The 14,820-nt window shown below is 53.9% G+C and carries 15 protein-coding genes and 1 other annotated feature; of the genes, 10 read left to right on the top strand and 5 right to left on the bottom strand.

Going from position 1 to position 14,820, the window contains the following annotated elements:
* The first annotated feature begins 2 nt into the window (after positions 1–2).
* A complete protein-coding gene (locus BBD41_RS15460) occupies positions 3–182 on the top strand; it encodes a hypothetical protein (RefSeq protein ID WP_099478103.1) in 180 nt (59 codons plus the stop codon).
* Between the two features lie 12 nt (positions 183–194).
* The gene (locus tag BBD41_RS15455; protein WP_157929308.1) at positions 195–1,097 is read left to right on the top strand and encodes a DUF418 domain-containing protein; all 903 of its coding nucleotides are present in this window, start codon (positions 195–197) and stop codon (positions 1,095–1,097) included.
* A gap of 3 nt (positions 1,098–1,100) precedes the next feature.
* On the opposite strand, the gene BBD41_RS15450 is transcribed toward BBD41_RS15455, so the two are convergent.
* The gene (locus BBD41_RS15450; protein WP_099478101.1) at positions 1,101–1,790 is read right to left on the bottom strand and encodes a hypothetical protein; all 690 of its coding nucleotides are present in this window, start codon (positions 1,788–1,790) and stop codon (positions 1,101–1,103) included.
* A gap of 208 nt (positions 1,791–1,998) precedes the next feature.
* On the opposite strand from BBD41_RS15450, the gene BBD41_RS15445 reads away from it, so the two are divergent.
* Positions 1,999–2,847, top strand: coding sequence for a MerR family transcriptional regulator (locus tag BBD41_RS15445; protein ID WP_237086807.1), 849 nt, complete (start codon positions 1,999–2,001; stop codon positions 2,845–2,847).
* Positions 2,848–3,069: 222 nt separating this feature from the next.
* On the top strand, positions 3,070–3,834 hold the full coding sequence (locus tag BBD41_RS15440; protein WP_099478099.1) for an SDR family oxidoreductase: 765 nt from the start codon (positions 3,070–3,072) through the stop codon (positions 3,832–3,834).
* Positions 3,835–3,951: 117 nt separating this feature from the next.
* Here the strand turns inward: BBD41_RS15440 and BBD41_RS15435 are convergent, their stop codons facing one another.
* Positions 3,952–5,544, bottom strand: coding sequence for a sigma-70 family RNA polymerase sigma factor (locus tag BBD41_RS15435; RefSeq protein WP_099478098.1), 1,593 nt, complete (start codon positions 5,542–5,544; stop codon positions 3,952–3,954).
* Between the two features lie 74 nt (positions 5,545–5,618).
* Positions 5,619–5,882, bottom strand: coding sequence for a hypothetical protein (locus BBD41_RS15430; protein ID WP_237086805.1), 264 nt, complete (start codon positions 5,880–5,882; stop codon positions 5,619–5,621).
* A gap of 119 nt (positions 5,883–6,001) precedes the next feature.
* Positions 6,002–6,286: a binding site (T-box leader), on the top strand.
* 48 nt (positions 6,287–6,334) lie between these two features.
* Between BBD41_RS15430 and trpS the strand changes: the two genes are divergently transcribed.
* Positions 6,335–7,318: a tryptophan--tRNA ligase gene (trpS, locus tag BBD41_RS15425; RefSeq protein ID WP_099478097.1), complete on the top strand. Its 984-nt coding sequence runs from the start codon at positions 6,335–6,337 to the stop codon at positions 7,316–7,318.
* Positions 7,319–7,512: 194 nt separating this feature from the next.
* On the opposite strand, the gene BBD41_RS15420 is transcribed toward trpS, so the two are convergent.
* A complete protein-coding gene (locus BBD41_RS15420; RefSeq protein ID WP_099478096.1) occupies positions 7,513–8,691 on the bottom strand; it encodes a YhgE/Pip domain-containing protein in 1,179 nt (392 codons plus the stop codon).
* A gap of 173 nt (positions 8,692–8,864) precedes the next feature.
* Between BBD41_RS15420 and BBD41_RS15415 the strand changes: the two genes are divergently transcribed.
* Complete coding sequence (locus BBD41_RS15415; protein ID WP_099478095.1) at positions 8,865–9,473, top strand: TetR/AcrR family transcriptional regulator; 609 nt, start codon at positions 8,865–8,867, stop codon at positions 9,471–9,473.
* A 54-nt stretch (positions 9,474–9,527) separates the two neighbouring features.
* On the opposite strand, the gene BBD41_RS15410 is transcribed toward BBD41_RS15415, so the two are convergent.
* Positions 9,528–10,577 (bottom strand): NAD(P)/FAD-dependent oxidoreductase, encoded by a 1,050-nt coding sequence (locus BBD41_RS15410; RefSeq protein ID WP_077568714.1) that lies wholly within the window; start codon positions 10,575–10,577, stop codon positions 9,528–9,530.
* A gap of 331 nt (positions 10,578–10,908) precedes the next feature.
* Here BBD41_RS15410 and BBD41_RS15405 point away from each other — a divergent pair, with 331 nt between their 5' ends.
* The 4 genes from BBD41_RS15405 to BBD41_RS15390 are packed head-to-tail and all read left to right on the top strand — an operon-like array spanning position 10,909 to position 14,745.
* Positions 10,909–11,781, top strand: a complete 873-nt coding sequence (locus tag BBD41_RS15405; RefSeq protein WP_077568716.1) for an ABC transporter ATP-binding protein — start codon at positions 10,909–10,911, stop codon at positions 11,779–11,781.
* Positions 11,735–12,691, top strand: a complete 957-nt coding sequence (locus BBD41_RS15400) for an iron-hydroxamate ABC transporter substrate-binding protein (RefSeq protein WP_099480638.1) — start codon at positions 11,735–11,737, stop codon at positions 12,689–12,691. The genes BBD41_RS15405 and BBD41_RS15400 overlap by 47 nt, the downstream gene beginning before the upstream one ends.
* A gap of 36 nt (positions 12,692–12,727) precedes the next feature.
* Positions 12,728–13,738, top strand: a complete 1,011-nt coding sequence (locus tag BBD41_RS15395; protein WP_099478094.1) for a FecCD family ABC transporter permease — start codon at positions 12,728–12,730, stop codon at positions 13,736–13,738.
* Entirely contained in the window at positions 13,735–14,745 is a 1,011-nt protein-coding gene (locus BBD41_RS15390) for a FecCD family ABC transporter permease (RefSeq protein WP_099478093.1), read from the top strand. The genes BBD41_RS15395 and BBD41_RS15390 overlap by 4 nt, the downstream gene beginning before the upstream one ends.
* Positions 14,746–14,820: the final 75 nt, after the last annotated feature.

The raw sequence follows: 14,820 nt of genomic DNA, 5'->3' as shown, positions 1-14,820 counted from the left end.
CAATGGCTACAGTAAAAAATGAGACCGTGATGAAACGCCAGCCTGCCACTGGAACGGGACGATTGCACGTTTTAGACCAGTTAAGGGGTTTTGCGCTGCTTGGTCTGCCGTTTGTTAATGTATTGGCGCTTTGGCTGATCGCCACGCCGGAGACCGCGGCGGATGTTTGGCTGCAGCGCTAGCTTAACTTTTTCGTGGAGGCCCGATTCTACACCATCTTCACATTCCTGTTCGGCCTGGGGTTCTTCTTGTTCCTATCCCGAAGCGCTGTAGCAGGAGGAAAGCCAAGGCTCTGGCTGTATATCCGCCGGTTGGTGATTTTGCTGCTGATCGGCTTCATACATCAACAGTATCAATCGGGGGAGGCCCTATTTCATTATGCGATTGTCGGTCTGCTTCTGCTTCCCCTCTATTGGGCGCCAAGGAGAGTTAATCTTGGCATTGGAGCGGTCGGGTTTACAGTTGCGGCCGTCATGGGAATCAAGCTGCTCACCATCCCGTTTCTGATCCTGTTGGGGCTAGCCGCGGGCCAATTCCGATTACACGAAGCGATCAGCAAGGGTGTACGATTGAGTAAGCTGCGCCTGGTTTGGCTGCTTTCATTGATCGGAACCGTCATCGCGATTGGAGCCATGTGGGTGACAGCGCCTCCCGGGCCGATGCCCCCGTTTCTATTTACGCTGGAAGGCGAATCGCCATCACACGCCATGGAAGCAGCCTTCACGCTGGCACACATCGGGGTAGTGACGGGCCCTATCGTATCCTTATTTTATCTAAGCTCGCTCTTAATGCTTGGGCATACCCGCATAGGTGCCAAGATGCTGCGGCCCTTACAGGCATACGGCCGGATGGCGCTTACCAATTACATTGGCCAAACGGTCTTTTTGGTAGGAATTCAGCGCATGATCTGGAACGTATCCCCGAGCACGTATGTCGTCTCCTCGCTCGTTTCCCTAGGGATTGTGGTCTTCCAGATCAACATCAGCAACCTGTGGATGCGTTGGTTCCAATACGGACCTCTGGAATGGTTGTGGCGGTGCGGGACCTATTGGACCCTCGTGCCGATTCGCAAAAAAACAGGAAACCCGCAGGCCTGAGGCCTATAGGTCTCCTGTTTTTTTTTGTAGATGCCGCCGGGTGATCATGTAAATCCCGAAAAGTATCGTCCATATAAACACAGGGCCTGCGGTGACCGGGTAGATGATCACACTTAATTTCGGAAGCAGCAGTGCCGCAGGTATTCCAATCGCTCCCCACACTCCTGCCGCTATGCCAATCCATGCCAAGACGGGCTTCATATTGCCTTCAGCGAGCAATGCTAGGCCAAGCAGGCTTACTCCGATCCAGGCCAGCATCATGGCAAAGTCGCCTGCCATAATGCCGAAAGCAAATAATCCCACACCCAAGGCGGCTGTCCCAGGGTCTTGTACCGAACCCCACTCCTTGGCCAGGACCGGAAGAACGGTTAACTCCATCGCAAGTACGAGCACCCATATCGTGATCGCCGCAATGAACAAGCGGGAAGCCAGCATCGCAGCCGGGCTTCTGCCGGCCACGGCCTCCCCGAGCGACAGTCCTCCCAGCCACAATAATATGGCCGCCAGCATCAGGCTGTGATCCCACTGCCAATAGGTCAGCATGTCCGGAATCATCGATATGACATGATGCCCCGTCCACGGATCCGTAGCCGGCGGGTGCATCAGCGTAGCTGTAACAAACAACGCTCCTCCCAATAAAATGCTGATTCCCGCATACCGGCTGCCCTGTGATGTATTCTTCCATTTGCTCATGAGGGGTTCCCTCCCTGCTTCTTCGTCTACCTATCCTTATACTTCCCGCTCTGCGTTGAAACTAGAAGTTTAAGATTTTGTCGCGGACATTCAATCAGATATGCCTGATTCCACTGAAACCGGGCCATTTACGTCCGCTGAATAGCGGGATATGATATCTTTATCCACACGGTTAAAAAACCTACATCGCAAGGAGGCGGCATATTGGATGATGAAGATCAGCGCTTTTGCCAAGGTCAGCGGACTGTCCATCAAAGCACTGCGCTATTATGACGAGCTGGGCCTGCTCAAGCCGGCCCACGTGGATGAACAAAGCGGATACCGTTATTACGCCGAGGAGCAGCTTCTGACCGTCAAGCGGATTGCCGCCTACAAAGATCAGGGGTTTACATTGGAACAGCTCAGGCCGTTTTTGGAAGACAATATAAGAGCCGATGCCGTTAGAGACAGGCTTTCCGAGAAAATGAAGGAGCTTCAGGAGACGGTGCAAAGTCTCCAGCTGCAGCTGGATGAGGTCAATAGCAGAATGTCCCGCCTGGAGCACATCGGGACGGGGAATCCCGCGGAATCCTTCCGAACCCGGAAGGTCCCGTCTCAGCGCGTTGCTTCGATTCGTGACCAAATCCCTCGCAGCCAGCTATGCCTCCTGCTCGATGAAATTACGAAATATGCCGCTCTTCAAGGCGAAGAGGAAGCCGGACAGCTTATCATCCTTTGGCATGACGAGGCAGGCGGGAATGCCGATGTGGCAGACATGGAGGTCGCCCTCCCCATAACCAGGGACATACCTTCCAATGACCGGGTGCGTGTGTATGTCCTGCCGGAGCTGCAAACTGCCGCCTCTCTTCTCCATCATTGTGATCCGTACGGCTATAGCTGTCCCGTCATACCCGAGCTCAAGGCATGGATTTCGTCCCAAAGACTCGTTCAATCGGACCGGGAGCCGATCCGCGAAATCTATCTCACTTCGGATAAAGATATTTACGGCAGGAAGCGCCCTGCCGAATTGCTTATTCCCTTGCTAGGTAATGCGGAGTATGACCCTTCCATATCGTGATAGAATGCCGGAGACCCTGCCGGGGGCGGTGATTCAGACTATAACTAACGCCTAGAGCGAGCCTCCTTTTGCCTCCATACGTGCTCGCAGCAGCAGTAATCGCGCATGTCTGTTTTGTTCATAAAATAACTTTCGAAAAAGATTCTAACTTCCCCTCTTGACTCTCCCCTTAACAGGAGAGTGTACAGTAGCTTTAAATCAAACAAGAGGAGTGGGGTTTTCATGAAACGTTTGGAAGACAAAATTGCATTGGTTACAGGCGGAAGCCGAGGAATCGGCAAAGGAATTGCGCTTCGGCTCGCGGAAGAAGGGGCACTGGTCGCTGTTCATTACGGAACGCGCAGGGATGCAGCGGAGGAGGTTGTCCAGACCATTCAGAATCAGGGCGGGCGGGCTGTCGCCTTAGGCGCCAACCTGAAATCGGTAGACGGAGCCAAAGGGCTTATTCATTCACTGGAAGAGGAGCTGCTTCGCATCACGGGAGACACCCGTTTCGATATTCTGGTGAATAATGCAGGCATCGGAACCTCAAGCACCTTCGAAGAGACGACCGAGGAGGGCCTTGACGAGCTCCTTGCCGTTAATGTGAAGGCTCCGTTCTTCCTCGTCCAACAGGCCCTCCCGCTCCTGCGCGACGGCGGCCGCATCGTCAACATTTCCTCCGGCGTGACGCGGATCGCCTATCCGCATATTATGGCCTACAACATCACAAAGGGAGCGGTCAATACGTTTACCTTGCATCTTGCCAAGCTGCTGGGACCGCGCGGAATTACGGTGAACGCGGTGCTTCCAGGGATTGTGGACACCGACGTGAATGCATCCTGGCTGCATACGCCGGAAGGACAGCAGCATGCCGCGGAGATGTCCGCGCTTGGCCGAATCGGCCAGCCATCCGATATTGCGGATGTCGTAGCGTTTCTGGCATCAAGCGACGGGCGCTGGGTAACGGGACAAATGGTTGACGCAACCGGCGGTTCTCATCTGTAACTGTGAAGAAGGGCTATTCTTGCTCGGCAGTAACGCCAAGAAGGATAGCCCTTATGCTATATTCTGCTGTTAATTGGATCCGTTAATATGCTGCCCAATCAAGGTCGCTCTTTCCCCTCAATTCGTTGTTCCATCGGATTCGCCCATCCGCACAACCGACTTTCGCTCCGGGTCCCAGCGCCATGACGGATTCTTCCCTCGAACCTGCAAGCCTCCTACCCATTTATCGATCGTTCCGTTGCCAGCATAGTCGGTCTTGCCGGCTAGTACCTCATGCCCCAAACTCGTCACTTGCAGCACCCGATCTTGGAAATGGGGTACAGCCAGTTTGAAGTCCGGAAACGGCGCTGTGCCGTCAATAACCAGCAAGGGGGCCGCTCCCTCCGTCATCCTCGCGAGGTAATACCAGAATTCCAGGTCCCCCATGCCGAGCATATGGAGCTGGTCTCCTACCCTTCGGAACAACTCATACGGCTGATGAACTCCATCCGCTACAGCCTCTAACGTCGTCTGCTCGATGATTCCGAGCCCATTGCCCACCCAGGGCAGCCGGGCAAGATGGGCCTCGAATGCATCCCTTGCAAAAGGCAGTGCCGAGGAATCCACCTCCAGCATGCGCTGATGTTTCTCTGGCCGATCCGAGGTATAGGCTTCCCACAACATGCTGCCGAGCGCAAGCTCGTCTTCTCCAATCGCGTGCCATGTGCCCGATAAAGTCTCGAGCTGCTCCGTGCTGAGCTGCCCCAATCCGCGAAAAAGCTCAATGCCCGGATAGGCGCCAATGCACAGCAGGCTCAGCTTCGTACTTCCCAATGACTTCTCCTTAAACCAATGCAGCAAATAGGCCAGCATGGTCTGGTCAAACAGGTCATGCTCAAACCAGAGCACGACTTCATCATATTTTTGATAATCCTGAAGCTTCTTCTCCTGCAACTCGCAGGTCTCGATATATTCCTTCTGCGGAATCCCGAGCGTTTGCTCCAAATAGCGAGCTCTCGTTCTGCGATAATCCGGCTCGTCCATCTTCGGAAAGACCGGGCCAAACGAATAAAGCTCTCTCCACACCAGGATATCCCCTTGAATGTTCCCTTGCTTCAGCTTATCCCCCACTGAATCTCCGTTGACAATATGCAGCATACGCCTGCCTCCCTCATATAGATCGGTGAACACCGATACAAAGTCGGCTACATGAAGCGTGTTCTTCAGCTTCCGCCGGGCATCAAAGAGCCGCTTCTTCAAAGCTGCCAGGGATATGCCCAGATATTGCGAAATCTCCTGCAGGCTGTAGCCTTGAAAATAATAGAGCTGGACTGCGATCCGCAGGCCTGGCGGCAACCCCCCAATCGTGGCATGCAGCTGGCCGATCAGTTCTTTTTTTTCCACAACCGTCTCCAGGCTCCGCTGGTCGGAAGCCGGAACTTCCATCTCATGCAGCGGTAACGCATGAAGCTGCTTGCGGCGCAGGTCCCTGTAGCACTGCCGTTCAACGATCACTTTGAACCATCCGGGAAAACGCCGGGGATCCTGCAGCTTATGCAGATTTGCAAAAGCCTCCGTAAAGGCCTCCTGCACGGCATCCTCCGCCGAGTGGGGATCCTGCAATTTATCGTAGGCTACGGCCAGCGCCATTCCGGTATAATGCCGGACCAGGCTTTCCTGAGCCTCCGCACTGCCCTGCCGGGCTTCCTCAATCCACTGAAACACGTTCATCTAACCCTCCTTTCCCGGTGTCTCTATCCCTTAAGTGCCGATCTGTGTGAAAAAGGTTACCTCTCTTCAAGAAATTATCGTCTGAACCGGATGGATAATCGACCGGAAATTCTCCATCGCCTTCGCCGGCGCTTCCGAAACCCGGTTCCAATCCTCCGATTCTCCACCGCCACGGCCTCTTCGACCTTCCCGGTCAACCGGTTTGCCTTTGCAAAAAAATAACCCGCAATCGAGGCCGCTCCGTAATGGGCCTGCCAAATATCCCCCGTTTCCCGTCTGCACTGCGACAGTATGGTTAATCCATCAGCGAGAATCGCCGTATCCTGATCCTTCAACATGAATCCTCCTCACACTCTTGACATTCGCCTAACACCTGTGTGATGATACTCATCAAATCATCTTGTTCTCTCTTCTCATTCGAAAAAGAGCTGCACAGATGATTTCAAGAACAACATACCACACGGCTAGGAGAAGAAATAGTAGCTTATCTTTCGAGGTCCAAGCGAACCGGCGAATGGTGCGAGGCCCGGTACCCCGGAATAAGTGAATGGATCTTCTCGCTTCAACCCGAACCTTCGGCTAATGCCGGGGCAGTAGGCCTTGACGGCTCTCCTCCGTTATCATGGGAGATATGACAGGAAGAATGGCGTAGTTCCCCTTCCCCATTCCTCCCGTGTCATGGTTAAGAGCGGCTGTACGGTCGAATTCGGGTGGTACCGCGGAGTTACACTTCGTCCCATAGAGGGATGAGGTGTTTTTGTGTTGTTCGCAAACGATCAGGAGGTGTGTGATGAAACGATTATTATCAGGCATCAAGCCAAGCGGGGATTTGAATATTGGCGGGTATGGAGGCGCGCTCCGTCAATATGTGAAGCTGCAGCATGAGTATGACTCCTATTTCTTTGTGCCGGATCTGCATGCAGTGACCGTCTATCAGGATCCCAAGGAGCTGCACCAGCGCTCGCGGGACATTGCCGCGCTGTATATCGCATCGGGGATCGATCCCGACAAAGCAACGATTTTTCTGCAATCGCAGGTCCCTGAACACGCCCAGCTGGGCTGGTTGCTGGAGACGCAGGCGCATTTCGGGGAATTAAAGCGGATGACCCAGTTCAAGGAGAAATCCGCCGGACAGGATACGGTTAGCTCCGCCCTGTTCACGTACCCGGTCCTGATGGCTGCCGATGTGCTGCTCTATCAGGCAACGCATGTGCCTGTCGGCGATGACCAGAAGCAGCATCTGGAGCTGACCCGCGATCTGGCCGATCGGTTCAATAACCGGTATGGCCGCACGTTTACGATGCCTGAGCCGATTATTCAGGATATTGGCTCCCGCATTATGGGTCTTGACGATCCGTCCAAGAAAATGAGCAAGAGCAATCCGAACAGAAACAGCTGTGTCCACATGATGGATACGCCGGAGGATATCCGCAAGAAGTTCTCCAAAGCCGTAACCGACTCGGACGGACAGGTTCGGTACGACTGGGAGCAGAAGCCGGCGGTCAGCAATCTGATCGAGATGTATTCCATATTTTCCGAGGAGGAAATCCCTGTCATCGAAAAGCGGTATGAAGGCCAGGGATACGGCACGTTCAAGAAAGAACTGGCCGAAGTGGTCATTGATAAGCTGCAGCCGATCCAGGAGAGATTCCGCCGCATCGTGAATTCCGCCGAGCTTGATCTGATCCTGTCGGACGGTGCGAAGCGTGCTTCCGAAATTGCCGGCCAGACGCTGCTTGCCGCGAAGAAAGCGATGGGATTTGTCACGTTCTGAAAGCACCGCAGGGCGTCCCCTTGATATCGGCATCCTGCTTTTAGGATTGAGATCAAGGGGCGCCCTGCATCATTCAACCGTTACATCGTACTTATCCCCGTCCATAACCTCTTATGAAGGACCACTCCGTAATCCAGTAATCCATCGTATAGTTTCCTTTTCCATGTGCTATCTCGAGCGCTCATCCGCTTATGTTACGATGCCGCAACCGACTTTCCTTTATCCGAGCGTCTCCCCTTCTTCACCATCGAAGCTAAGAGCAATACCAAGAAACCGCCGGCGATAGCCCATAGTACCGTATGATTTGCCGTTGCGGATGCCGATCCGTCAAAATACATGACATCCCGGAGCGCCGATGCGGCAAACCGAAGAGGGGTCCACGAGTACAACCAATCCTGCGTGGCCTGCGGCAGAAACTCCGGCGCCATATTGAGAAGCGGCATCGAGAAGAACATCAGGAGCACCAGGATCCCCATAGCCGGAAGTCCCATCCAGTTAAGCAGAGTGGACTGCAGGAGGAAAAAGGCAGACCCGGCCAGCCACAGCATCAGCCAAACGCCGCCCCCGTTCGCAAGCTCCATGCCGTACCAGGAGGAAGCCATCCACACCAGGAAACCGGAGGCCAGACCAACCAACAGCAGACCGGAAGCCCCTTGCAGCAAGATGGCAATTCCCCTGGTGCTGCCATCAGCTGTCGTTCTCTGCAGCGCCTGGAACAAGGACAAGCTAATAATCAGGCAGCCGATCCATAGAATTTGCGTCAGCAGTCCCGGCGCATTGCCGCTTGCGTGATTAGCTCCGACCGGGTGGAGCATCTCCTCTTGAACCACAAATGGGGTTAGCAGCGCTTGAGCCGTTGCCACTGGCAGCACCTCCGTCCGGGAACCGATCATGTCCAACGCCTGCATGGATAGCTGCGACCCCGCCATCTTGAGCACCTGCCCAAGCATTTGCTTGACCACGGCGGACGCTTGGGCATTCATCCCCTCGTTTACCAGTATGTGAATGACAGCCGGGTTGGGAGCCGGAGACTGAAGGGTCAGCATGCCTGAGCTGAGATTCTCCGGAAGCACCAACGCTCCGTAATATTGCTGTGCATCCATCCCTTCCCTAGCTTCCGCCTCCGAAGCTACGATCTCCCACCGAACGGGCAGCTGCGTGTTTTGCTCCAGCATTCCCTTCATCTTCTCACCCACAGCAAGCGTCTCCCCGTTCGGAAGCGCTGCAGGCTGATCCAGCACGACCAGCGCCACTGGCAGAGATTTTGGCTTTGCGCCTACGATCGAGCCCATCATGGCAACGCCGAAAACCGTCAACGCCAGAAGGACTGCCAAAGCGCCAATCCATAGCATTTTTTGCTTAAAAAAAACCATATCCACCACTCCCTATTATAATGAACATTGTGTTGATTAATGATCACACCGTTAATTATAATGAGGAAAGAATGTTGTTCAATCATCAGCTTTATTCCGAGTGTTCATTACTCATCATGAACAAGCTTGGTGTTCATTAAAATGGATAAAATCATCGGTTAGGGGGACACGCTTTGCCTAGAAAAACGGACCGCAGGCAGATTCGCACGAATCAGCTGCTGCGCAAAACGTTGTTTGAGCTTATGCAGGAGAAGTCCGTTAACGCCATCACCGTGACGGACATAACGAGCCGCGCGGATATTAACCGGGGGACGTTCTATCTTCACTACAGGGACGTGCCGGACATGCTTGAGAAGTTGAAGGAAGAAGTGATTGCGGAGATCCGTAGCATCGTCCTGGAAATCGACCCGAGGGATACCAGGATTTATGCGGAGAAAGGCGAGCCATATCCGCCCTCCATTCAAATATTCGAGGTGCTCATCAAACACGGCGACTTTATCAAAGCCGTCCTCGGGCCTAACGGGGATATGTCTTTCGTGCGTCAATTCCGGCAGTTCATGACCGAGAATATGTACGACAAGCAGGCCTTTCGAATGGCAGCACAGAATAGCCGGATTCCAAGCGACTATCTGATTGCCTACATGACCTCGGCCAATATCGGGCTGGTCATCCACTGGATCGAGTCGGGGATGAATCTGTCCGCAGAAGAGATGGGCGCTCTGATGACGCAGCTGATTAATTACGGGCCGCTGATCACATCCGGCATCGTAAGCAAGGCATAACGAAGAGGGATCCATTCGCTGGATCCCTCTTTCATCATTGCCATGCAGCTGCCGCTATTTAATCATCTGCTTCACGAGCTCGCGGTTGCGCTCCTTGAACACCTCGTTATGCGACGATACCATCGCGCTGCGGTGCGCTTCCGGCTCGATAAAGCGCTTGGCGCTGTTGACCGCATTGGCCGCATCCTGGAACGCGCCGGCAATCAGATGCAGCTTCCCGTCGTAATGCAGGATATCCCCTGCGGCATACAGTCCGGGCACGGAGGATTGGCAGTGTCCGTTCCCGGCAATATAATAATCGTCCACGCGTTCGATCCCAAGCCTGCTGTTCTCAAGCAGGGAAATGTCGCGTTCATAGCCGTGGTTGATAATGACCTCGTCGACCTCAATGACGTTTATCTCACCGGTCTTGGTGTTCGTGAGCTCCACCCGCTCGATGGTCTCGTGGTTCTCCGAAGCGATCAGCTTCGTAATCTGCGTATGGAAGAAGCAGCTGGCCGAGCTGTTCAGCAGCTGATCGACCTGGGCCTCGTGGCCGCTCAGCTCTTCCTTCCGGTATGCCAGGTATACCTTCTTCGCGACCGGCTCGAGTTCATTCGCCCAGTCGATGGCGGAGTTGCCGCCGCCGGATATAATCACGGTCTTATCCTTGAAATGCTGCAGCGATTTGACGGTATAGTTGAGGTTCGACACCTCGAACCGCTCGGCTCCTTCAATCTGCAGCTTCTGCGGATTGAGAATGCCCCCGCCAACGGCAACGATGACCGTTCTCGAGAGGTGGGTGCCGGAATTCGCGGTATGTAATTCGAAGATTCCTTCCTCGTTACGGGAAATGGATTCCACCTTCTCATTCAGCAGCACTTCCGGACTGAAGGTCAGGCCCTGCTGAACCATCTGCTCGATCAGCTTGGCGCCGGTAATCGGAGTCTGGCCTCCGACATCCCATATCATTTTTTCCGGATAGACGTGAACCTTCCCGCCCAGTACCGGCTGATATTCAATAATCTTGGTCTTCATTCCGCGAAGCCCGCTGTAGAAAGCCGAATATAAGCCAGCCGGCCCGCCGCCAATAACCGTCACATCAAAAATTTCGTTCCCTGCCACGAATTACACCTCCGGGATATATCGGTACAAAGGTTATGTCCATAACCTATACTTGGACGTAAATGATTATCATTATCATTTAGTATACGTTGCCTTCATTTATTTTACAATCGCAGATTTTATTTTTTTCGTTTTTTTGCGATTTTATCTACATATAGTAATTCCATTCGGATTTGAGCTATATATTGAACAATAGTGTTGTGTGCATGAAAATTATTTAAATATTCCATGAAGATACTTATTGACAAAGAGAGGTCTCCATATTATATTATGGCTGATATTGAGAATCATTATCGTTTAAAAGCGAACTTTCCCCAGGAGGTGAACCTATATGATTCGTCTTTGTACAGATCGATTAACGGTCGGTTACGGCGAGAACGTCATATTAGACCGGCTGAATGTCGATATCCCTGATAAAAAAATTACGACGATCATCGGTCCGAACGGCTGCGGCAAATCCACGCTGCTGAAGGCGATGACGCGCATTATCCCGTATCAATCCGGGGCGGCCATTATCGATGGTCAGGAAATTGCCCGCATCAATACAAAGGAGCTGGCCAAGAAGCTGGCCATTCTCCCCCAAACCCCGGAGGGGCCGGGCGGATTGACGGTAGGTGAGCTGGTGTCCTATGGACGCTATCCCCATCAGCGAGGGTTCGGACGTTTAACGAAGCAGGATATGGAGGTTATTGACTGGGCGCTTTCCGTCACCGGAACCCAGGATTATAAATATCGCTCCGTGGATGCCTTGTCCGGCGGCCAGCGGCAGCGGGTATGGATCGCGATGGCACTCGCTCAAGAGACCGAGATGATCTTCCTCGACGAACCGACCACCTACCTGGATATGGCTCACCAGCTTGAGATTCTGGAGCTGCTTGAGCAGCTGAACGTCATGCAGGAGCGCACCATTGTAATGGTACTCCATGATCTGAACCAAGCGGCCAGATTCGCCGATTACATCATCGCTATGAAGGACGGAAGCGTTATTCAGGCCGGTGATCCCGAGAACGTTATTTCGCGCGAGGTGCTGAAGAAGGTATTTAACATTGATGCGGAGATCGGACGTGACCCCCGCACCGGCAAACCGTTATGCATCACATACAATCTATTAAGAGGAGAGCAAGAACATGAACCCGAATTGGAAGCAAAGCCTGAACTTGAGGAAGCTGATCATCCCGTTTATCGCGCTGCTGTTCATTCTTAGCGCTTGCAGCAGCCAGCCGAAGGAGACCGGAAGCAACGGAAGTGGAGCCGCTGCGCCGGAAGCCCCAGCAGCCAATGACAAAGACAGTGCCTCCGGCACGATTACATACCAGTCCGAGAACGGACCGGTCGAGGTACCCGCAAATCCGCAGCGTGTTATCGTGCTTTCCACCTTTGCCGGGGACCTGATCCATCTTGGCGTCAATATGGTCGGCGTCGATTCCTGGTCCAAGTTAAATCCAGCGTTTGCCGACAAGCTTAAGGATGCCGAAGAGGTATCCGATGAGAATCTGGAGAAGATCATTGAACTGAACCCGGATCTCATTATCGGACTATCGACGATCAAGAACGTCGATAAATTGAAAGAAATCGCTCCTACCGTTACGTTCACGTACGGCAAAGTCGATTACCTTACCCAGCATCTTGAAATCGGCAAGCTCGTGAATAAAGAGAAGGAAGCCCAAGCCTGGATCAACGATTTTAAACAGCGTGCTGAGAAGGCCGGTGAAGAAATTCGCGCCAAGATCGGTGAGGACGCGACCGTATCCGTAATCGAAAGCTTCGAGAAGCAGCTCTATGTATACGGAAACAACTGGGGCCGCGGGACTGAGATTTTGTATCAGGCCATGAAGCTGAAGATGCCTGAGAAAGTAAAGGAAACCGCGCTGAAGGAAGGCTACTACGCCATTTCGACCGAGGTGCTGCCGGAATTTGCCGGCGACTATATCATTCTCAGTAAGTTCAACGATGCGGATACCTCCTTCCAGCAAACCGATACGTATAAGCAGATCCCTGCCGTCAAGAGCGGCCGCGTATTCGAAGCGGACGGGAACCGGATCTATTTCAACGATGCAACCACACTCGAATACCAGCTTGAGTTTATTACCGAGCATTTCTTGGGCAAGAAGTAAACTGCCCATCATCCAAACTTAAGGAAAGATGATTCCATGACTAAGCCTACTCAGCGATCCATCCCTTTCTCCGTCAAGCTTATTGCCGGTCTCATCGCCTTTGCGGCCATGTTCGTCATTGCGATGGTATTCGGAGCGGCGGAGACCAGCATTAAGGACGTGTGGCTCGCCTTGGCCACGAAGGCCGAAGGCGAGAAATTGTCCGTCCTGAGAGATATCCGTCTCCCCCGCGAGATTGCAGCCATCCTGGTCGGATCCGCGCTGGCGGTTTCCGGCGCGATCATGCAGGGCCTTACGCGCAACCCGCTGGCGGATCCGGGCCTCTTGGGCCTCACCAGCGGCGCCAATGCGGCGCTCGCATTCACGATGGCCTTTATCCCTGCGGCCAATTATTTCGGCATTATGGTGGCCTGCTTTATCGGGGCGGCCGTGGGAACCATCATGGTGTTCGGCATCGGCGCGATGCGCAAAGGCAGCTTCTCGCCGCTCCAGATGGTGCTTGCAGGCTCCGCGGTTTCGGCCTTTCTGTACGCCATCGCCGAAGGGATCGGGATCTATTTTAAAATATCGAAGGATATCTCCATGTGGACCGCAGGCGGCGTCATCGGAACGTCTTGGGGGCAGCTTCAGACGATCTTCCCGTTCATTCTGGTCGGAATCCTGATTGCGATCCTCTTGTCGAGACAGCTGACCATTCTCAGCCTGAGCGAAGAGGTGGCGACCGGGCTCGGACAAAATATCGCGGTCATCAAATTCGTCCTATTCGTGGTCATTATACTGCTGGCGGGCACATCCGTGGCCCTGGTGGGCAATCTTGCCTTCCTCGGCTTAATGGTGCCCCATATCGTCCGGGGGATCGTCGGCACCGATTATCGCCATGTTATCCCGATGTCGGCTACGGCCGGTGCGGTGTTCATGCTGTTTGCCGATACCGTTGGCCGGACGCTGAATGCCCCGTACGAGACACCGGTGGCCGCGCTGATTGCGGTCATGGGCCTGCCCTTCTTCCTGTTTATCGTGCGTAAAGGAGGGCGAGGAATGGCATGATCCATCCATCATTAGTGAAAAAGCAGCGAATTACGTTTCTCATCCTGTTCATCCTGACCGTGGGCACCATCCTGGCAGGTTTAGGGCTGGGGTATTCTTCGGTCAGCTATGACCGGATTATTCCGACCCTGCTTGGACAAGGAAGCTTCAAGGAAGAGTTCATTATTTTCTCGGTGCGTCTGCCGCGCATGTTGATCACCCTGCTGGCCGGAATGGCCTTGGCTCTGTCGGGCGCCATCCTGCAGAACATCACGCGCAACGACCTGGCGGACCCCGGCATCATTGGAATCAACTCGGGTGCCGGTGTCGGCGTGGCCGTGTTCTTTCTGTTCTTCCCGATCGAGGCCGGCTCCTTTATTTACATGCTGCCCATCGCCGCCTTTATAGGGGCCGTACTGACCGCGGCATTCATCTACTTGTTCGCGTACAAGAAAGGCGAAGGTCTTCAGCCCGTCAAGCTGGTGCTCACCGGTGTCGGCTTCTCTATGGCTCTCTCCGGCGTCATGATCGTGCTCACCTCGTCGGCGGAACGGGAGAAGGTCGACTTTATCGCCAAATGGCTGGCCGGCGGCATCTGGGGCACGGACTGGCCGTTCATTCTTGCCCTGCTGCCATGGCTGATCGTCCTCGTTCCGTTCACGCTGTATAAAGCGCAGCGCATGAATCTGCTTGGACTCAGCGATCCGGTCGGCATCGGCGTCGGCGTGTCCATTGAGCGGGAGCGGATCGTACTGCTCTTGGCCGCCGTAGCACTGGCAGGTTCCGCCGTATCCGTCACCGGCGGCATCACGTTCATCGGTCTGATGGGCCCTCATATTGCCAAAGCGCTGGTCGGCCCCCGCAATCAGCTGTACATTCCGATTGCGGTCCTGATCGGAGGATGGCTCCTGCTGCTGGCCGATACGATCGGGCGCAACATCGTGGACCCTGATGGCATTGCGGCCGGCATCATGGTCGCCATTATCGGCGCACCGTATTTCGTCTACTTGCTGTTAAAGCGCAGTTAATCGTGCCTAACCCTAAATTGGAAAAGCTTTAGCCTATCCCTGAATTGTAAAGAGCCCTGAAGACATTTCACGTGT

The organism is Paenibacillus ihbetae, from assembly GCF_002741055.1.
In the GTDB taxonomy this organism is placed as follows: domain Bacteria; phylum Bacillota; class Bacilli; order Paenibacillales; family Paenibacillaceae; genus Paenibacillus_AQ; species Paenibacillus_AQ ihbetae.
The sequence above is the reverse complement of the archived record's forward strand: the minus strand, read 5'-3'. Positions and strand labels throughout refer to the sequence as shown.